Origin of the sequence: Streptomyces alboflavus (assembly GCF_000716675.1) — a bacterium.
Lineage (GTDB): Bacteria > Actinomycetota > Actinomycetes > Streptomycetales > Streptomycetaceae > Streptomyces > Streptomyces alboflavus.
This window is the reverse complement of record NZ_JNXT01000038.1, coordinates 244,397-263,279: the sequence shown is the minus strand read 5'-3', so window position 1 is coordinate 263,279 and position 18,883 is coordinate 244,397. Positions and strand designations below refer to the sequence as shown.

The 18,883-nt window shown below is 74.1% G+C and carries 14 protein-coding genes and 1 tRNA gene; 12 read left to right on the top strand and 3 right to left on the bottom strand.

What is annotated here, in order from left to right:
* Positions 1-221 precede the first annotated feature (221 nt).
* From OO63_RS26440 to OO63_RS26430, 3 genes are all read left to right on the top strand, one after another.
* The gene (locus tag OO63_RS26440) at positions 222-1,193 is read left to right on the top strand and encodes an alpha/beta fold hydrolase (protein ID WP_051811215.1); all 972 of its coding nucleotides are present in this window, start codon (positions 222-224) and stop codon (positions 1,191-1,193) included.
* Between the two features lie 48 nt (positions 1,194-1,241).
* On the top strand, positions 1,242-1,598 hold the full coding sequence (locus OO63_RS26435; protein WP_030357068.1) for an MmcQ/YjbR family DNA-binding protein: 357 nt from the start codon (positions 1,242-1,244) through the stop codon (positions 1,596-1,598).
* A gap of 201 nt (positions 1,599-1,799) precedes the next feature.
* Entirely contained in the window at positions 1,800-3,170 is a 1,371-nt protein-coding gene (locus OO63_RS26430; protein ID WP_078619369.1) for an MFS transporter, read from the top strand.
* A gap of 109 nt (positions 3,171-3,279) precedes the next feature.
* Here the strand turns inward: OO63_RS26430 and OO63_RS26425 are convergent, their stop codons facing one another.
* The gene (locus OO63_RS26425) at positions 3,280-4,176 is read right to left on the bottom strand and encodes a transketolase family protein (RefSeq protein WP_030357070.1); all 897 of its coding nucleotides are present in this window, start codon (positions 4,174-4,176) and stop codon (positions 3,280-3,282) included.
* Between the two features lie 108 nt (positions 4,177-4,284).
* Positions 4,285-4,986, bottom strand: coding sequence for a thiamine pyrophosphate-dependent enzyme (locus OO63_RS26420; protein WP_030357071.1), 702 nt, complete (start codon positions 4,984-4,986; stop codon positions 4,285-4,287).
* 126 nt (positions 4,987-5,112) lie between these two features.
* On the opposite strand from OO63_RS26420, the gene OO63_RS26415 reads away from it, so the two are divergent.
* The 9 genes from OO63_RS26415 to OO63_RS26375 all read left to right on the top strand — a co-directional run bounded on the left by OO63_RS26415 (position 5,113) and on the right by OO63_RS26375 (position 15,522).
* Positions 5,113-5,189 (top strand) — tRNA-Pro (locus tag OO63_RS26415).
* A 233-nt stretch (positions 5,190-5,422) separates the two neighbouring features.
* On the top strand, positions 5,423-9,310 hold the full coding sequence (locus OO63_RS26410) for a Pls/PosA family non-ribosomal peptide synthetase (RefSeq protein ID WP_030357072.1): 3,888 nt from the start codon (positions 5,423-5,425) through the stop codon (positions 9,308-9,310).
* Positions 9,311-9,382: 72 nt separating this feature from the next.
* Positions 9,383-10,714, top strand: coding sequence for a M1 family metallopeptidase (locus OO63_RS26405; RefSeq protein ID WP_030357073.1), 1,332 nt, complete (start codon positions 9,383-9,385; stop codon positions 10,712-10,714).
* A 316-nt stretch (positions 10,715-11,030) separates the two neighbouring features.
* The gene (locus OO63_RS26400; RefSeq protein ID WP_234311061.1) at positions 11,031-11,663 is read left to right on the top strand and encodes a type 2 periplasmic-binding domain-containing protein; all 633 of its coding nucleotides are present in this window, start codon (positions 11,031-11,033) and stop codon (positions 11,661-11,663) included.
* A complete protein-coding gene (locus OO63_RS26395; RefSeq protein ID WP_030357075.1) occupies positions 11,660-12,934 on the top strand; it encodes a DUF6421 family protein in 1,275 nt (424 codons plus the stop codon). Before OO63_RS26400 ends, OO63_RS26395 begins: the two co-directional genes overlap by 4 nt.
* Positions 12,935-12,990: 56 nt before the next feature.
* A complete protein-coding gene (locus OO63_RS26390; protein WP_051811214.1) occupies positions 12,991-13,440 on the top strand; it encodes a nuclear transport factor 2 family protein in 450 nt (149 codons plus the stop codon).
* Positions 13,437-14,372, top strand: a complete 936-nt coding sequence (locus tag OO63_RS26385; RefSeq protein ID WP_051811213.1) for a branched-chain amino acid transaminase — start codon at positions 13,437-13,439, stop codon at positions 14,370-14,372. Before OO63_RS26390 ends, OO63_RS26385 begins: the two co-directional genes overlap by 4 nt.
* A gap of 36 nt (positions 14,373-14,408) precedes the next feature.
* Complete coding sequence (locus tag OO63_RS26380; protein WP_051811212.1) at positions 14,409-15,113, top strand: AzlC family ABC transporter permease; 705 nt, start codon at positions 14,409-14,411, stop codon at positions 15,111-15,113.
* A gap of 91 nt (positions 15,114-15,204) precedes the next feature.
* Positions 15,205-15,522, top strand: coding sequence for an AzlD domain-containing protein (locus OO63_RS26375; protein ID WP_030357079.1), 318 nt, complete (start codon positions 15,205-15,207; stop codon positions 15,520-15,522).
* Here OO63_RS26375 and OO63_RS42470 read toward each other — a convergent pair.
* On the bottom strand, positions 15,494-18,766 hold the full coding sequence (locus OO63_RS42470) for an AfsR/SARP family transcriptional regulator (RefSeq protein WP_051811211.1): 3,273 nt from the start codon (positions 18,764-18,766) through the stop codon (positions 15,494-15,496). The genes OO63_RS26375 and OO63_RS42470 overlap by 29 nt on opposite strands.
* Between the last annotated feature and the right edge of the window lie 117 nt (positions 18,767-18,883).

Here is an 18,883-nt window from a genome sequence, read left to right as displayed (position 1 = left end):
CGGGTGTGCGGTGAGTCGCGGTGGTGCGGCGGAGTGCGCGGGACGGTGGGCCGATCGCAGTGGAAAGCGCTTACTCCGCAAGGTTGTTCAGCGTAGGTTCTGCTTCCGGGGAGGGTCAATGGGTCGGCGGGGCCGTGGGCGGCGCGGGGGTTGGCGGTCGCCTCGCGGGGGAGGGTGTGCCGGGAGAGACGAGTCCCACCGCACAGCAGAGGAGTGCTCCGATGCCGGACCACGACCACGCCGAGCCGGTCACGTACACCGCGGGACTGTTGACCGCGCCGGACGGCGTGCCCGTCGCCACGTACACCTGGCTGCCCGCCGGGAGCAGGCCCCGCGCCGTCGTGCAGATCGCCCACGGCGCCGCCGAACACGGTCTGCGCTACGAACGGTTCGCCCGCCACCTGGTCGCGCACGGGTACGGAGCGGTCGCCTCCGACCACCGTGGCCACGGCGCCACCGCGCGGTCCACCGGCGGCTACGGCGTCACCGACACGGCCGACCCCGGCAGCGGCACCGACGCCTGGCGGGCGATCGTCGACGACCTCAAGGCCATCGGCGACCAGGTGCGCACCCTGCACCCCGACGTCCCCGTCGTCCTGCTCGGCCACAGCCTGGGCTCCCTGCTCGCCCGGGACTACGCCCAGGAGTACCCGGACACGCTCACGGGCCTGATCCTCTCCGGTACGTTCCGCTCGCTGCCCGGAGCGGAGACCGAGGCGGCCGCCGCGCGGCTCGGCGAGGAGATCGCCAAGGGCGGCCGCGCCGCCCGTTCGTCCTTCCTCGCCGAACTCTTCGCCTCCTTCAACGACCCCTACCCCCACCGCACCGGCTTCGAGTGGCTCTCGCGCGACGAGGCGGAGGTCGACGCCTACGCGGCCGACGAGGCCTGCGGCTTCGCCTTCTCGGCGGGCCTCACGCTGGACTGGGTGCACGCCGTCCGCAAGATCAACGACCCCCGGAACCTGGCCCGCGTCCCCGCCGACCTGCCCGTCCACATCGCCGTCGGCACCCAGGACCCCTGCAACCAGGGGATGACGCTCGTCTACGAACTCCTGGAGGACTTCCGGTACGCGGGCGTACGGGACCTGACCTGGAAGGGGTACGAGGGCGCGCGGCACGAGATCCTCAACGAGACGAACCGGGACGAGGTGCAGCGGGACCTCACGGCGTGGCTGGACGCGCGGATCCCGTAGGACGAGGTCGGCGGGCGATTGTCAGTCGGCTTGGCTACGGTTCTGGCCATGGTCAACGCCGATGATGTACGCCGTACCGCGCTCGCCCTGCCGGACACGACGGAGAAGCTCGCCTGGAGCATGCCGACGTTCCGCGTCGCCGGGAAGATGTTCGTCACGCTCCCCGAGGAGGAGACGTCCATCGCCGTGCGCTGCCCGAAGCTGGAGCGCGACGAGTTGGTGCTCGCCGAGCCGGACAAGTTCTGGATCGCCGACCACGAGGCGAGCTTCGCCTGGGTCCGGGTCCGGCTGAAGGCCATCGACCAGGAGGAGCTGTCCGACATCCTCGCGGACTCGTGGCGGCAGGCGGCGCCGCCCCGACTGCTGGAGAGCCACCCGGAGTTGGGAGTTCCGGCCGGGGAGTAGTGCGGGTGCCGGGCGCTTCGGCAGGGGGGATGACCTGGGCGGTCTTCGGGAGGCGGCGGGGGCGTGCGCCCGGACGGCGTGGGGGCGGCGTGCCAGCGGCGTTTTAATCCGGCTGAGTGTGGCCGGATCGCATGGCATGATCCGGCGTCGTGCCGTCGGCGGTCAGCGGGCACCATCGCTCAGCGGAGGGGCGGGTCGGGTATGTCAGGGGTGGCGTCGGGGGGTTCGGGGGAGTCGGACGAACCCGGGATACGCGGGGGGCCGGCGGGCGCACGGCCGGGTGCGCCCGGTGGGCTGTGGTCGCGGGACTTCGGGCTCTTCTTCGTGGCGCGGGCCATCGCCAAGCTCGGCGACACGATGCTGCCGGTCGCCCTCGCCGCCGGGATGCTGCAGCACGGGTACGGCGCCGGAGCCGTGGGCCTCGCGATGGCCGCGACCGCCGCCTGCTTCGCGAGCCTCGTCATCTTCGGCGGCGTCTTCGCCGACCGGTTCAGCACCCGGCTCCTGATGATCGGCGCCGACGCGGTGCGCCTCGTCACCCAGTCGCTCGCCGCCGTCTTCTTCCTCACCGGCCATGTGGTGCTGTGGGAGATCTGCCTGATCGGCGCGGTCAACGGCGCCGCGGCCGCGGTCTTCCAGCCCGGCGTCGCCAGCACCGTGCCCCGGCTCGCCACCGACGTGCAGAAGGCCAACGGCGTGATCAGGGTCGCCGAGTCCGGCGCGCAGCTCGCGGGCCCGGCCGTCGCGGGCGTCCTCGTCGGCCTGGCGTCGCCCGCCGCCGTCTTCGCCGCCCACGCCGGTACGTACGCCCTGAGCGCCCTGTGCCTGCTGCTCCTGCGGCTGCCGCCCGCCGTGCCCGGCAGCCGTGCGGCGAGTCTCGGCTTCAGGAAGGACCTGGCCGTCGGCTGGCGGGAGTTCCGCGCCCGGACGTGGCTCTGGAGTGTCATCGCCATCTGGTGCGTCCTGATGATCACCGTCACCGGGCCTGCCACGCCGCTGGTCGCCGTCACCGTCGTCGAGCAGCACGGGTCGGGTGCGTACGGCCTGGTCAACTCCGCCCTCGGCGCGGGCACCGTCATCGGCGGGGTGATCGCGCTGCGGCTTCGGCCCCGGCGGATGCTGCGCGCCGGGGCGTTCGCCCTCGTCGGCTTCGCCGCGTTCCCGGCGTCCGTCGGGGCGCAGGCCGGGGTGGGGTTGATGGTCGTGGGGGCCGTGGTCGCCGGGGCGGGGACGTCGTTCTGGGCGGTGATGTGGGCCACCAGTGTGCAGACCCAGGTGCCGCCGGACGTTCTCAACCGCATTCACGCCTACGACGTGGCGGGGTCGCTGGCGATGCTGCCGGTGGGGCAGGCGTTGGCGGGGCCTGCGGCGGCCGCGTTCGGGGCGGAGCGGGTGTTGCTCATGGGGGGTGTGATGGTGCTGGTGGTGTGTGGGGCGTTGTTGGCTGTGCCTGCGGTGCGGGGGTTGGTGCGGGTGGGGGGCCTTGCCGGGGGCTCCCCAACCCCGCCCCTTCCCGATCCTGGGGCTCCGCCCCAGACCCCGCTCCTCAATCGCCGGAGGGGCTATCACTAGCCCGTCCGGCGATTGAGGACGAGGCGCGGAGCGCCGATACGGGGTCCGGGGCGGAGCCCCGGTTTCGGGAAGGGGCGGGACTGGGGAAAGCCCCGCAGGGCCCCCGACCTCAGCCCACAAACCCCCCGATCCGCTCGCGCAGCGACCCCGCGTCCAGCCCGTGCGCCCGCACATGCTCCTCCACCCGCCCGTACCGCCGCAGCTCCCGCCGCCCCACCCCGAGCCCGAGCACCCGATGCGGCACCTCCACGAGCGCGTCGTTCACGGCGGCCGTGGACGTACCGGCGAGGTACGGCTCGACGACCACGACGTCAGCCGCCCCACCCCCCACGGCCCGGCGCAGCCCCTCCGCGTCGAACGGCCGCACCGTCGTCGCGTACAGCACCGTCACATCCATCCCCTCCGTGGCGGCGAGCACCTGGTCGAGGAGCGGGCCCACAGCGATCACCACGCCCCGCCGCCCCTCCCGCACGGTCAGGAACCGCGTGCCGTCCACCGGCATCGGCGCGGCGTTGGCCTGCACGGAAAGCCGTACGTACACCTTCTCGTCGCCCGCGGCGACCGCGTGTCGCAGCAGCGTCTCGGCCTCGTCGGGGTGGCCCGGCACATGCACGGTCCAGTCGTCCAGCGTGTCGAGGAGGGCGACGTCGCCGGGCGACATGTGCGTGAACCCGCCCTCGGGCCAGTCGAACGACGCCGCCGCGCTGACCAGGACGCCGCCGACGTCCTGGTGGCCGAAGTCCAGCTTGATCTGCTCGAAGGGCCGTTCCACCAGGAAGCTCGCGAAGGTGTGCACGACGGGCCGCAGCCCCGCGAGGGCGAGCCCGGCGCCGGTGCCGACGAGCAGCTGCTCCCGGATGCCGACATTGATCACCCGGTCCGGATGAGCCCGCATCGCGTCCTTGAAGCCGTCCACGCCGATCTCGGCGAGCACGACGGCGACGCGCGGGTCCTCGTCGAGCAGCCGCGTCATGACGGGGGCGAAACGGTCACGCATGGTGTCCATGGGGAACTGTCCTTCCGGAAGAGATGAGCTGAGGGAGACGCGCGGGGGAGGGAAGACGGGGCGGCAGGGCACGGGCGGCGGAACAGGGGCGGAGCCGCCCCCAGGGGCTCACGCCGACTTGGGCTCCACCCGGGCGATGACCGCGTGCGGCCGCCCCGCGTGCGGCGCCGTGAACGCCGCGTACAGCGCCTCGTGATCGCGGCCGTCGACGGTGACCGCGGACCACCCGGCGGCCTCGAAGCGGGCCGCGATGCCGCCGGGGCGGGCGTAGGACGCCGACGCGTTGTCGATCACGAGGGTGTGCAGCCGTTCGAGGCCGGCCGGGCCCGCGTAGGCGATGGCCTCGTGGTTGCTGCCCTCGTCCAGCTCGGCGTCCCCGACGAGCACCCACACGTGCGGGTCGGTCAGGCCCTGGGCCCGCAGGCCGAGGGTGGTGCCGACGGCGAGCGGCAGGCCGTGCCCGAGGGAGCCGCTGCCGATCTCGGCGCCCGGGACCAGGACGCGGTCCGGGTGGTGCCCGAGCGGGGAGTCGTACGCCCCGAAGCCCTCCAGCCAGTCGACGGGCAGGAAGCCCTTGGCCGCGAGCACCGCGTAGTAGGCCATCGGGCCGTGCCCCTTGGAGAGGAGGAACCGGTCACGGCCCGGATCGTCGGCCCGCTCGGGTGTGACCCTGAGCACGCGGTCGTAGAGCACCCACAGCGCGTCCAGGGTGGACGTGGCCGCGGGGCCGTGCTTCTCGTCACCCGTCATGAGGGCCATGAGGCGGGGCAGGTCCGCGTACGTGAACGTGTGTGCCGATGTCGTCGTCATGCCGACGAGCGTGCAACCTGAACTGGACTTGAGGTCAAGCGGGGAAAGGCGTGAGCGATCACAGTCCCGAGTGCGGTATTGTTTCGGTGCGCGTTCGGCCAGGGGAAACCCCAGGTCAGCGGGCAACGGGACGTGGCGCAGCTTGGTAGCGCACTTGACTGGGGGTCAAGGGGTCGCAGGTTCAAATCCTGTCGTCCCGACCATGTGTCTCACAGGTCGGAGGCCGTTCTCGCCGGAAGGCGAGGGCGGCCTTTTCCGTGCGCCCGCACCGGTGGCCTTGCTCACTCCAGCGCGCCGCGTTCACGACAAGCGATTAGGCTATGCCGGTTGTTTGGTCCAGGACCGGATTTTTGGTTCCAGGGCCGGACAACCCCAGGCAAACCGGGAGTGGCACGGCGAGCTCCCGGGGATCCGCGGCCTTCGACGATGGGACCCGATGGACGCCACGCGCGCGAACGCTGAGCTCAGCCTGCTCGAAGCGGAGATGAGCGAACAGTTCGAGGAGCCGGCCTTCTTCACCACGGAGAGCGCCGCCGCACCGCGCACCCTGGTCGACATCCTCGACGCGACCGTGCGGGCACACCCCGACGAACCCGCCCTCGACGACGGCACCCGCCAGCTGACGTACCGCACGCTGGCCGCCGAGGTGGAACACCTGCGGCGCGGGCTCGACGCCGCCGGAGTCGGCCGCGGCGACCGCGTCGGCGTCCGCGTGCCGAGCGGCACCAACGAGCTGTACGTCGCGATCCTCGCCGTCATCGCCGCGGGCGCCGCCTACGTCCCGGTCGACGCCGAGGACCCCGACGAGCGCGCCGACCTCGTCTTCGGCGAGGCCGGTGTGCGCACCGTCATCGGCGCCGGGCACGCCTTCACCGTCGACAAGCCCGCCGACGTCCCCGCCGGACGGCCCGGCCTCGACGACGACGCGTGGATCATCTTCACGTCCGGCTCGACCGGCAGGCCCAAGGGCGTCGCCGTCAGCAACCGCAGCGCCGCCGCGTTCGTGGACGCCGAGGCCGCCCTGTTCCTCCAGGAGGAGCCCATCGGGCCCGGCGACCGCGTCATGGCCGGTCTGTCCGTCGCCTTCGACGCATCCTGCGAGGAGATGTGGCTGGCCTGGCGCTACGGCGCCTGCCTCGTGCCCGTGCCGCGCGCGCAGGTGCGCAGCGGCGCCGACCTCGGGCCCTGGCTGGTCGAGCAGGAGATCACCGTGGTCTCCACCGTGCCGACGCTCGCCGCCCTGTGGGAGCCCGAGGCCCTGGGCGACGTACGGCTGCTGATCTTCGGCGGCGAGGCCTGCCCGCCCGAGCTGACCCAGCGCCTGGTCACCGAGGGCCGCGAGGTGTGGAACACCTACGGCCCGACGGAGGCCACGGTCGTGGCGTGCGCCGCGCTCATGACCGGCGACGAGCCGATCCGGATCGGGCTGCCCCTGAACGGCTGGGAGCTGGTCGTCGTCGACGAGGCGGACCGGCCCGTGCCGATGGGGGAGAGCGGTCAGCTCGTCATCGGCGGCGCGGGACTCGCCCGCTACCTCGACCCGGAGAAGGACGCCGAGAAGTACGCGCCCCTGGAGTCCATGGGCTGGCGGCGCGCCTACCGCAGCGGCGACCTCGTCAAGGCCGACCCCGAGGGCCTGATCTTCCTCGGCCGCACCGACGAGCAGATCAAGCTCGGCGGCCGCCGCATCGAACTCGGCGAGGTCGACGCCGCCCTCCAGGCCCTGCCCGGCGTCTCGGGCGCGGCCGCCGCCGTCCGCACCGCACGCGGCGGCAACCAACTGCTCGTCGGCTACCTCGTCCCCCAGGACGGCTTCGACCAGGCGGCCGCCGTCGAGAAGCTGCGCGCCGAACTGCCCGCCGCCCTGGTGCCGTTGCTCGCCCCCGTCGACGACCTGCCCACCCGCACCTCCGGCAAGGTCGACCGCAACGCCCTGCCCTGGCCGCTGCCCGACCTGGACACCGGCGGCAAGGCCGAGCAGCTGTACGGCACCGAGGCCTGGCTCGCCGAGCAGTGGAGCGAGACCCTCGGCATCCCCGTGACCAGCGCGTCCGACGACTTCTTCGCGATCGGCGGCGGCAGCCTCGCCGCCGCCCAGCTCACCACCCGGCTGCGCACCCGTTACCCGAGCGCCGCCGTCATCGACATCTACGAACGGCCCGTCCTGCGCAAGCTGGCCCGCCGCCTGGAGAAGTCCGCACAGGACGACGGCGCCGCCCGCGAGATCGCCCCCGTGCCCGTGCGTACCCAGGCCGCCCAGGTGGCCATGCTGCTCCCGCTGTTCACCCTCGTCGGCCTTCGCTGGACGGTCGCGCTCGCCGCCCTCGGCAACGTCCTGCACCACTTCGGCGCCTACCCGTGGGCCCCGTCCGCCTCCTGGTGGCTGATTGCCGCCGGAGTCCTCGTCCTCTACAGCCCGCCCGGCCGCCTCGTCGTCGCGGCGGGCGGCGCCCGGCTGCTGCTTCGCGGCGTGCAGCCCGGCAGCTACCCGCGCGGCGGCTCCGTGCACCTGCGCCTGTGGACCGCCGAGCGCCTCGCCGAGTACAGCGGCGCGACCTCCCTGACCGGCTCCTGGCTGGAGCGGTACGCCCGCGCGCTCGGCGCCAAGGTCGGCTCCGAGGTCGACCTGCACTCACTGCCGCCGGTCACCGGGCTGCTCAAGCTCGGCCGCGGCTGCGCCGTGGAGACCGAGGTGGACCTGTCCGGGCACTGGCTCGACGGCGACCGCCTCGAAATCGGCACGATCAAGGTCGGCGCGGGCGCCGTCGTCGGCACCCGCAGCATCCTGTTCCCGGGCGCCCGCGTCGGCAAGCGCGCCGAGGTCGCCCCGGGCTCCGCCGTGCGCGGCCAGATCCCGACCGGCCAGCGCTGGGCCGGATCGCCCGCGGGCAAGCTCGGCAAGGCCAAGCGCGACTGGCCCAAGGAGCGCCCGCCGCGCGCCGTGCACTGGCGCGCCATGTACGGCCTGACGGGCATCGCCCTGAGCCTGCTTCCGGTCGCGGCGGCGGTGCCCGCGCTGTTCGTCGCCCGCGCCTTCGTGCCCGCCGACGCCGCCCTCGGCGATGCCGTGCGCGGCGCGCTCCTCGCCCTCGCCCCCGCCACCCTGGCCTTCGGCCTTGCCTACGCCCTGCTGATCCTGACCGGCGTCCGCCTGCTCAGCCTCGGCCTGCACGCGGGCACCCGCCCCACCCACAGCCGCATCGGCTGGCAGGCGTGGACCGTCACCCAGCTCATGGACCTGTCCCGGCAGACCCTCTTCCCGCTGTACGCCGGGCTCGTCACCCCCGTCTGGATGCGGCTGCTCGGCATGCGCATCGGACACGGCGCCGAGGTGTCCACCGTGCTCGCCCTGCCCAGCCTGACCACGGTCGGCGAGGGCGCGTTCCTCGCCGACGACACCCTCACCGCCCCGTACGAACTCGGCGGCGGCTGGGTGCGCATCGGCCGCGCCGAGATCGGCCGCCGTGCCTTCCTCGGCAACTCCGGCATGACCGCGCCCGGCCGCTCCGTGCCCGACGACGGCCTGGTCGGCGTCCTGTCCGCCACCCCGAAGAAGGCCAAGAAGGGCAGCTCCTACCTGGGCCTGCCGCCGGTCAAGCTGCCCCGCGCGGCGGCCGGGTCCGACGAAGGGCGCACCTACGCGCCACCCGCCCGGCTCAAGCTGGCGCGGGCGCTCGTCGAGGCGTGCCGGATCGTCCCGGTGTTCTGCTCGGCGGCCCTGGTGATCTTCGTGGTCGCGCTGCTCGCCCTGGCCGCCGACCACGGGCTCTGGCTCGCCGCGCTGCTCTCCGGGGCCGTCCTGCTCGCCGCCGGGGCGCTCGGCTGCCTCGCCTCGATCGCGGCCAAGTGGCTCCTCGCCGGCAGGCACCGCACCGGCGAGCACCCGCTGTGGTGCGGCTTCGTGTGGCGCAACGAACTCGCGGACACCTTCGTCGAGATGGTCGCCGTGCCCTGGCTCGGCGGCGCCGTCCCCGGCACGCCGGTCATGAACCTGTGGCTGCGCGGGCTCGGCGCGCGGGTCGGCCGGGGCGTGTGGTGCGAGAGCTACTGGCTGCCGGAGACCGATCTCGTGACCCTGGAGTCCGCCGCCACGGTGAACCGGGGCAGTGTCCTGCAGACGCACCTCTTCCATGATCGGATCCTGCGGACGGATACTGTGGTCCTCCGCGCGGGCGCCACCCTGGGTCCGGGCGGGATCGTGCTGCCCGGCAGCGAGATCGGAGCCCGCTCGACCCTGGGCCCCGCGTCCCTCGTGATGGCCGGGGAGTCGGTACCGGCGGACACCCGCTGGCTGGGCAACCCGATCGAGGCCTGGCGCCCCTGAGGCGGCGGGCCGCGTCGCGCCGGCGCCGCGCGCGTCACGTCGTACGAGCACAGGGCAGGGAGCGGACCAGCGTTGAGCGGGCAGCAGAAGACGGCACCGGACCCCTACTTCCCGGGCAACGGTGACTCCCGCTACCGGGTGCACCGCTACGAGCTCGAGCTCGACTACCGGCCCGCACCCAACCGGCTCGCGGGCGCGGCCCGGCTCAGCGCCATAGCGGGCCGGGCGCAGCTGACCGAGTTCCAGCTGAACCTCGGCGACTTCCGCATCGGCCGCGTCCGCGTCGACGGCCGCGCCGCGCACTACACGCACCGCGGCGGCAAGCTGCGGGTGCGCCCGGCGAAGGCCCTGCCCGCCGGGTCCGCGTTCACCGTCGACGTGCACTACTCGGGCAACCCCAGGCCGGTCAACAGCCCCTGGGGCGGGCTCGGCTGGGAGGAGCTGACCGACGGCGCGCTTGTCGCGAGCCAGCCCGTCGGGGCGCCGTCCTGGTACCCGTGCAACGACCGGCCCGCCGACAAGGCCGCGTACCAGATCTCGATCACCACCCCCTCCGCCTACCAGGTGGTGATCGGCGGCCGTCTGCTCACCCGCACCACCAAGGCCTCCACCACCACCTGGCTCTACGAACAGCCCGCGCCCACCCCCAGCTATCTGGTCGGCCTGTCCATCGGCAAGTACCAGACGGTGCTCCTCGGCGACCCCGGGCTCAGCGGGGTGCCGCAGACCGGGCACTTCCCCGCGCACCTCCTCGCCGAGTTCTCCCGCGACTTCGCGCGCCAGCCGCAGATGATGGCGCTCTTCGAGGAGCTGTTCGGGCCCTACCCCTTCGCCGAGTACGCCGTCGTCGTCGCCGACGAGGAACTCGACGTGCCCGTCGAGGCGCAGGGGCTCTCGCTGTTCGGCGTCAACCACGTCGACGGCGCCCGGGGCGCGGAGCGGCTTGTGGCGCACGAACTGGCCCACCAGTGGTTCGGCAACAGCGTCACCATCGCCGACTGGCGGCACATCTGGCTCAACGAGGGCCTCGCCAAGTACGCGGAGTGGCTCTGGTCGGAGCGCTCGGGCGGACGCGACGCCCAGGAACTCGCCGCCGTCGCCCACCGGTTGCTCGCCTCGCAGCCGCAGGACCTCAAGCTGGCCGACCCCGGCCGCAAGCTGATGTTCGACGACCGGCTCTACGAACGCGGCGGCCTCGTCGTGCACGCCGTGCGCCGCGCCCTCGGCGACGACGCGTTCTTCCGGATGCTGCGCGCGTGGGCCACGGTCCACCGGCACGGCGTGGTCAGCACACAGACGTTCACCGCCCACGTCGAGCGGTACGCGCACGGCCCGGTGGACGAGCTGTTCGAGGCCTGGCTGTACGGGACGCGGCTGCCCGCGCTGCCCACCGCCGTCGCCTGAGCGGCGCCTTGCGGCCGCCGTGACGTGATGCGTACGGCCCCGGCACGGGCGCGGCGATGAAAGCAGCGCTCTTTCGCCCGGCCCGATGGGATTTGTCGGCGGAATTCAGGACTGTGGCCGGGCCGAATTGGCCAGAGTATGGAAATCGGCCCCGTGGCGCCTGGGCGCCCTGGCCGGAGTGGGGTGCCGCGGCCTAGGATCGCCGACGCGAACCCGAACCGGTGGCACACGTTCCGGGCGTTGTCCCCGCATGGCCCGAGAGGTGTCGCCCCCGCACGACCGGAGAATTTCGGGAGAAATTCAAGAGGGAGTGGAAATGATGACGGGGGAACAATTGAGCGTTGCTTCTCCGCCGTGGGCGCCGTCGTCGGCGATCGACGAGATCCGGTATCTGCACACCCTCGGCCCCACCGGAACCAACCTGGAGACCGCCGCCCACCTGTGGCTGCGGCGGCACGGACGCGCCGACGACGGACAGGTCGTCCTGCACACCTCCCTCGAACAGGCCATGGAGAGGGTGCCGAGGACCGGCGAACACGCCCTGCTCGCCTGCGCCGTCTACCCCGAGCTGCACACCCTCGTCTTCGGCAACCTGGGCACCTGCCGCATGGTCGACTGCTTCCTGTGGCCCACCCACGAGATGGTGCTCGCCGCCCCGCCCGGAGCGCGCGCCGAGCCCCGCACCGTGGCCACCCACCCCGCCCCGGCCGGGCTCGTGCCCGACCGCGGCGCGCGGCGCCTGGTGACCAGCAACGCCCAGGCCGCCATCGACTGCGCCGCAGGCCGCGCCGACGCCTGCGTCACCACCGTCGTCGCCGCGCGCGCCCACGGCCTGCGCGTCGTCCGCAGCTTCGGCGAGGTGCCGATGGTCTTCACCGTCCACCACGTGCGGGAACCCGCCCGCCGCCTACGGGAACCCGCCCACCGCATACGGGAGTCCGGCCGATGACCGGCACCCGTGCCGCGCACCGCCTCCGGGACGACCTGCTCGACGAGGCCACCCGCCTCGGCCACGGCCTGCTGCCCCGCATCGACGACTTCCGCACCCGCCAGCGCGACGACGGCACCGTCCCCGCCCCGGCCCCCGACGACCGCCGCCGGCTGCTCGCCGTCAAGGACGAGGCCGTGCGCTGGTTCGCCGGACACGGCCGCACGGCCCAGGCCGACGCGCTCGCCGCCGACATCGACGACTGGCTGGCCGCGGGCCTCGACACACCACCGCACTTCGCCCGCAGCCGCGACGCCCTCACCGCCCCCGCCGACGGCGACTGGGCGGCGTTCCTCGCCCCCGTGCAGACCACCAACAGCGCCCCGCCGGTCGGCCGGCGCCTGGAGTTCTTCCTCGTCCGCCGCAAGGAACCCGACGCCCTTTCCGAACTCGCCGTCCCCTATCCACACCCCAAGAACAACTGCCAGGCCACCGTCCTGCTCGCGGGCAGCGCGGGGTTCGCCCAGGGCAACTGCATCGTCTTCTTCCCCGAGAATGTCGCGGCCCACGACAGAGTCACCGAACAGAATTACGCGATCTTCTTCTTCAACAAATTCCGCCGGATTCACGAGACGTTCGCCCTGCCGTCCGCACAGTCCGTTCTCACCGCCGAATCCGTGCCCACGGACTCGGCCGGACTCGACCCCGAAGTGTGCTACCAGGCCCGCGCCTTGTGGGGATATCTCCACGACTGCTTCCACCACCAGGGCCGGTGGCCCCTCGACCGGCACGTGAAGCTCAAGATGAACTGGTTCATCGGCCTCCTCGAAGAGCTGAAGGTCGACGCGAAGACCGTGCTCGCCTGCCACACGGACCCCGCCGTCCCCTACGCCGACGAGCAGATCGCCATGGTCCTGCTCGAGCGCGTGTTCCGGTACCCGCTCGACGCGCACGCCGTCCGCAACTTCGACGCGGGCACCGGCGTGTTCCTCTACTCCTGGCTCCGCTCCCGCCGCGCGCTCACCGCCGACCGCGGCGGGCGGCTGCGCCTCGACCTCGACCGTGCCCTCGCCGGACTGCGGGAACTGGTCGACGCGGTCGAGGGCATGGAAGCGTCCGTCGGCACCCCGGCGGAGTACCGCGCGGCGGCCAAGGAACTCGTACGCACCCAGCTGCCCGAGGGCGCGGACGGCGACCGCTACGCCTTCACCGGCGACCAGCGGACGCTGCTGCGGGCACGGGAGCACCTGATGTCCTTGCCGCCGCTGCGGTTCGCACCGGCGGAGATGTGAGCGGGGCGCGGCGGGCCGTATCCGGACGAACGAACACGACGAGAGGGCGAGCAGCCATGGGAAGCCGTGAGCGGGCCACGCTGGACCGGGCCACGATGGAAGCCGCGGTGCGGCAGTACTTCGAGGCGTGCAACAAGGTCGACCGCGACCTGTTCGCCCGGTGCGTGTCCGAGCGGGTCGTGCACTACCTGGCCCACGGGATGTCGGGACCCGTCCCCGGCATCGACCCCATCGTGGAGCGCTGGGGCGCCGACGTGCGGGCCAACGACTCCCACTGGGCCGTCGACGCCGTGTACGCCGACGAGCACAGCCGCACCGCCGTCTGCGAGTGGACCGCCTTCAAGCCGCGCCTGGGCAAGGTGCTGCGCGGCGCGGAGGTCTACCGCTTCGACGACGCCGGGCTCATCGACGAGGTCCGCATCTACTACGCGTCCCGCCGCGACGACACCGTCGCCGCCAACGAACTCGAAGGCTTCCCCTACGCCGAGCGGGGCTTCGCCACATGACCCGCGCCGCCCCCGCGCCGTCCCTCGACGACCGGGACGGCGTCATCTGGTGCGACGGCGCGTTCGTGCCCTGGCGCGAGGCCCGGCTGCACGTCCTCAGCCACGGACTGCACTACGGCGGCAGCGTCTTCGAGGGCGAACGGGTCTACGGCGGCCGCGTCTTCAAGCTCCACGAGCACACCGCCCGGCTCGCCGCGTCGGCCCGCACCATGGGCTTCGAACTGCCCTGGTCCGTCCCGGACCTCGCCGCCGCCACGGCCGAGGCCGTCGCCGTCGCGGGCCTCACCGACGGCTATGTACGCCCCGTCGCCTGGCGCGGCAGCGACACCCTGCGCCTGGTCGCGCCGGACAACCGCGTGCACGTCGCCATCGCCGCCTGGCCCTGGCCGCGGATCTTCACCGAAGGCCCCCGCGGCATCCGCCTGCACACCTCGCGCTGGCGCCGCCCCGCCCCCGACACCGCGCCCGTCAGCGCCAAGACCGCCGCCCTCTACGCCATCGGCGCCCTCGCCGGACAGGAGGCCGAGGCGGCGGGCCACGACGACGCGCTGCTCCTCGACCACCGCGGCCGCCTCGCCGAGGCCACCGGCGCCAACCTGTTCCTGGTGATCGCGGGGGAGCTGCACACCCCGCCCCCGGAGTGCGTCCTCGACGGCATCACCCGCCGCACCGTCATCGACATCGCCCGCGACCGGGGACTCCCGGTCGTCGAACGCCACCTGGCCCCCGCCGAACTCGCTCGCGCCGGCGAGGTGTTCCTCACCGGCACGGCGTACGAGGTCCAGCCCGTCACCGCCGTCGACTCCCTGCGGTTCCCCCTCGGCCCGGTCGGGGCGGCCCTCGCGGCGGCGTACGGACGGATCGTGCGGGGCGAGGAGGGGTGCCCGGCGCCGCCCGGCCGCCCCGCCCGCGCGGTGAGCGAGCGTGGATGACGGAGAGTGGGCGCGGATGACGGAGGGTGGGCGCGGATGACGGACCACGGGTCCGGGCCCGCCCGGCCGGTTCCGGCGGGCGGGCGGCGCGCGGCCTGGGCCACGGGGGCCAGGGCCGCCGTGCCGTTCACCGTCGCGATCTTCGCCTTCGGGATCTCCTTCGGCGTCCTCGCCAAGGGCGCGGGCTTCGGCGCGCTCGCCGCGACCTCCATGTCGGGCCTGGTGTTCGTCGGCTCGTCGCAGTTCGCCGCCGTGTCGGTGATCGTCAACGGCGGCGGCTGGGCCGCGGCGGCCGTCGCCGGGACCCTGCTGAACCTGCGCTATCTGGTGATGGGCTTCGCCATCCTGCCCGCCCTGCGCGGCGGCCGGGTCCGCCGCGCGGTCGAGTCCCAGCTCGTCATCGAGGAGTCCTGGGCCATCGCCAGCGACGCCGACGGCCGCTTCGACCGGGTGCGGCTGCTGTCCTCCGGGGTGGTGCTGTGGCTCGGCTGGGTCCTCGGCACCCTGCTCGGCGCGATCGGCCCGTTCAAGGCCGTGGACATCCTCACCTACGGCCTGGACGCCGTCTCGCCCGTCCTGTTCTTCCTGCTGCTCGCACCGCACCTCGGCACCGGGTCCAAACGGACGGCGGCGGCCACCGCGGCGGCCTGCGCCGCGGTCCTCACCGCCGTCGCCGTGCCCGACACCGCCATCGCCGTGGCCTGCGTCATCGCCGTCGTGTGGACGTGGCGGTCCCGATGAGCCGGGTGGACGTGGCGGTCCCGGCGACCTGGCCCCGCACCCCTGTCCGCCCCGAGCGGCCGAGCCCCGGCCGCGTGCCCAGGAGGGCGCGATGAGCAGCGACCCGTGGATCGTCGTCGGCGCCCTGGTGGCGACCACCTTCCTCATCAAGGGCGCGGGCTCCCTCGTCATGGGCGACCGCGAACTGCCCGCCTGGTTCCCGCGGTTCGTCGAGTACCTGACGCCCGCGCTGCTCGCCGTCCTCGTCGTCACCCAGCTCGTGGGCGCTGCGGGCGCGCACGGCATGACCTTCGACGCCCGCCTCGCCGGCTTCGCCGGAGCCCTGGTGGCCTGGCGGCTCAAGGCCCCCGTACCGCTGGTGATCCTGGTGGCCGCCGCCGTCACGGCGGGGGTACGGGCGCTGAGCTGAGCCCGGGGTCCGCGCGCCGCACGGCGGCCTCCACCTCCAGGGCGCGGGCAAGACCCGGCTGGTGGCTGGCGGACCGGTACAGCCGCAGGGACCGCTCGACGGCACGCGCCGCCCGGGCGGGCTGACCGAGCGCCAGATGCACCAGGGCCAGCTCGGCCCGCGCCTCGGCCTCGGCGAGGCGCAGCCCGGACTGCCGGGCCGTGGCGAGGGCACGGCGGATGCACGCGAGCGCCTCGCCGTGGTCGCCCAGGTGCCGGTGCACGGCCGCGAGCCCCACAAGCGCCCCGGCCTCGGCCCGTCGGCAGCCCGCCGCGCGCGCCGCCTCCAGGGCGCGGCCGTGGTGGTCGAGGGCGCCGGGCGCGTCGTCGAGACGCAGCAGCACCGTGCCGATCGTGCTGAGGGCCTCCGGCTCCACGAGTCGCCGGTGCGTGCGGTGGGTGACGCCGAGCGCGTCGACGGCGTACTTGAGCGCGAGCCGCGGATCCCCGGCGTCCCTGCACACCACCGCGAGGGCGTTGAGCGCGCCCTCCGCCGCGTAGGTGAACAGGAGCCTGCCGTCCGCGGCGAGCGCCCGGGTGAGGAGTCGCTGCGCCTCGTCCGCAGCGCCGAGCGCGTGCTCGACGGCGCCGAGCCCCCACAGGGACAGCATCACCGTGTGCTGGTCCCGCGAGGCCTCGGCGCGCGCACGGGCCGTGCCGAAGTGCCGGTGGGCGACGGTGAGCCGGCCCTGGTCGAGGCGGACGAAGCCGAGCATGCACAGCGCCCACGCCTCACCCGCGGGCTGTCCGCTGCCCGCGTACAGGGCAAGAGCCCGCTCGGCCTCGCGGGCGGCCTGGTCGAGGGCGCCGCGTTCGCGGTGCGAGGCGGCGAGCCCGAGCACCGCTCCGGCGGTCTCCACGGGCTGCCCGGTCCGCGCGAACAGGCTCTCGGCGTGCGCGCTGTGCCACAGCGCCTCGTCGTGCCGGGCCAGCTCCCACAGCACGTAGCACATGCTCCAGTGCATCACCGCCCGCGCGTGGTCGTCCTGCGCGGCCTCGGCGGCCCCGAGCCCGGCGTGCGCGGCCCGCAGCCAGTCCGTGCGGCGCCCGTGCTCCATGAGGTGCCCGTGCAGGGCGAGCGCCGACTTCCAGGCGAAGGAGCGCGGCCCGTACCGGACGGCGTGCCGGGTGCAGGCGAGCAGCGCGGCCCGCTCGTCGTCGAGCCACGCGAGGGCCTCGGTGGCGCCCCTGAAGACCAGTGGCGCCGTGGGGGAGCCGTCGGCCTCCGGCGGGTCGGCCGCGTACCAGGAGTAGAAGGTGCCGTACAGCAGGTGGGCGGCCTGTTCGGCGGTGGCCAGGTACCAGGTGAGCAGGCGGCCGACGGCGCGCTCGCGGGCGGTGGGGCTGTCCTGCTCCCGGGCCCGCTCCCGGGCGAACAGGCCGACGAGGGCGTGCAGATGGAAGTGGCCCGGCTGGTGGCTCTCGAGGAGGCTGCGGGCGACCAGCTGGTCCAGGAGCCGGGCGGTGGCGGGCAGGTCGGTCCCGGCGAGGGCGGCGGCGGCCGGGGCGGAGATCCCGGGTCCCGGGGCGAGCGCGAGCAGCCGCAGGAGCTCCTGCTCGGCGGCGGACAGCGACCGGTACGACAGGGCGAGCACACCGCGTACGCCCGTGTGCTCCTCCTGGTCCAGGGTCAGCTCGCGCAGCCGGTCGCCGCCGCGCAGCCGCCGTACGACCTCCTCGATGGGCGGATGCCGGTCGCCGATGAGGTGGGCCGCGACGATCCTGACGGCCAGCGGCAGCAGCCCGCACAACTGGACGGCCTCGGCGGCGGCCTCCGGCTCGTGCCGCACCCGGTCCGCGCCGATGACGCGGGCGAGCAGCGCGAGGGCCTCCTCCTCGCCGAAGACGTCGAGGCTGACCCGGTGCGCGTCGTGGAAGGCGGTCAGGCCCCGCAGGTCGTTGCGGCTGGTGACGACGACGAAGCAGGTCGGCGAGCCGGGAAGGAGCGGGCGCACCTGCGCGAGCCCGGCCGCGTCGTCGAGCAGGATCAGCATGCGCCGGCCCGCGAGCAGCGAGCGGTACAGGGCCGCCTTCTCGTCGGTGCTCTCCGGCAGATGCCCGGTGTCGACGCCCAGCGCCCGCAGGAGCTGCCCGAGCGCCTCGTCGGCCGTCGTCAGCCCCTCCTGGGCGTGGCCGCGCAGGTTCGCGTACAGCTGTCCGTCGGGGAAGCGGTCGGCGACCCGGTGCATCCAGTGCAGCGCGAGGGTGGTCTTGCCGACGCCCGCCATGCCGGACACGGAGGAGATCACCAGCGTCTGCCCCGGGCCCGCCTCGTGCCGGGCGAGGAGGGTGTCGAGCTGGCGCAGATAGTCCGAGCGGCCGGTGAAACTGGCGACGTCGGGCGGGAGTTGGCGGGGCACCGGCCGGACAGGGGGCGCGGCCGGGGCGCCGGGGGCGGGGTCGCCGGACAGGACGCGCTGGTGGAGTTCCTTGAGGGGGCGGCCGGGCTCGATGCCCACTTCCGCGTCGAGGAGCTGGTAGAAGTCGCGGTACGAGGCGAGGGCCTCCGCCTGTCTGCCGGAGCGGTGCAGCGCCAGCATCAACTGGCAGCGCAGCCGCTCGCGCAGCGGGAACTCGGCGACGAGCGTGGTCAGTTCGGCCACCGACTGCTCGTAGTGGCCCAGCTCGATCAGCGCGTCGAGGCGGTCCTCGCGGGCCACGAGCCGCAGCTCCTGGAGGCGTTCGGCCTCGGCGAGCGCGAAGCTGCGGTCGCTGACGCCCTCCAGGGCGGGGCCGGTCCACAGCGACAGGGCCTCGTCGAGCAGCGCGACGACAGCGTCCGCGTCGCCGTCGGCGGCGGCCTTGCGGGCCCGGTCGGTGAGGTGGACGAAGCGCAAAGCGTCGACCTGCTCGTCGGACACCTGGAGGGTGTAGCTGGTGTTGCTGCGGGCCCCCGCGCTGACCAGGACCTCGAACCCGGAGGTGGCGCGGCGGCCCGGCTCCAGGATGCGGCGCAGATGCAGGACGTGGGTGCGCAGGGCGCTCACCGCGCCGTCCGGTGCCTCACCCTCCCACAGGAGTTCGGCGAGCCGGGAGGTGCTGACGGGGTGGCCGCGGGCGAGGGCGAGGGCCGCGAGGAGTGCGCGCTGCTGCGGCCCGAGACCGACCTGACGGCCCCGGACCTCCACGCTCACCGGGCCAAGGAGGCGGATCCGCACCGACTCCTTCGGTGCCTGCTCCACCTCGGGTCCGGGGGTGCGGCTCACGCCATTGCCCCTCTTCCCTCGGCTTCCCTCTGCCGCGCGGTCCGTCCGGCGGACCGGCCGTGGACCCGCGGGGCGGACCGGTCGTGGTCCGCCCCGCGGCACGCCCGGTCTCCCGCC

What these genes read in the sequence shown, in the direction of transcription:
- OO63_RS26435 (WP_030357068.1), top strand. Translation starts at nt 1,242, where the DNA reads ATGGTCAACGCCGATGATGTACGCCGTACCGCGCTCGCCCTGCCGGAC.
- OO63_RS26430 (WP_078619369.1), top strand. Translation starts at nt 1,800, where the DNA reads ATGTCAGGGGTGGCGTCGGGGGGTTCGGGGGAGTCGGACGAACCCGGG.
- OO63_RS26395 (WP_030357075.1), top strand. Translation starts at nt 11,660, where the DNA reads ATGACCGGCACCCGTGCCGCGCACCGCCTCCGGGACGACCTGCTCGAC.
- OO63_RS26440 (WP_051811215.1), top strand. Translation starts at nt 222, where the DNA reads ATGCCGGACCACGACCACGCCGAGCCGGTCACGTACACCGCGGGACTG.
- OO63_RS26425 (WP_030357070.1), bottom strand. Translation starts at nt 4,176, where the DNA reads ATGGACACCATGCGTGACCGTTTCGCCCCCGTCATGACGCGGCTGCTC.
- OO63_RS26390 (WP_051811214.1), top strand. Translation starts at nt 12,991, where the DNA reads ATGGGAAGCCGTGAGCGGGCCACGCTGGACCGGGCCACGATGGAAGCC.
- OO63_RS26385 (WP_051811213.1), top strand. Translation starts at nt 13,437, where the DNA reads ATGACCCGCGCCGCCCCCGCGCCGTCCCTCGACGACCGGGACGGCGTC.
- OO63_RS26400 (WP_234311061.1), top strand. Translation starts at nt 11,031, where the DNA reads ATGATGACGGGGGAACAATTGAGCGTTGCTTCTCCGCCGTGGGCGCCG.
- OO63_RS26380 (WP_051811212.1), top strand. Translation starts at nt 14,409, where the DNA reads ATGACGGACCACGGGTCCGGGCCCGCCCGGCCGGTTCCGGCGGGCGGG.
- OO63_RS26420 (WP_030357071.1), bottom strand. Translation starts at nt 4,986, where the DNA reads ATGACGACGACATCGGCACACACGTTCACGTACGCGGACCTGCCCCGC.
- OO63_RS26410 (WP_030357072.1), top strand. Translation starts at nt 5,423, where the DNA reads ATGGACGCCACGCGCGCGAACGCTGAGCTCAGCCTGCTCGAAGCGGAG.
- OO63_RS26375 (WP_030357079.1), top strand. Translation starts at nt 15,205, where the DNA reads ATGAGCAGCGACCCGTGGATCGTCGTCGGCGCCCTGGTGGCGACCACC.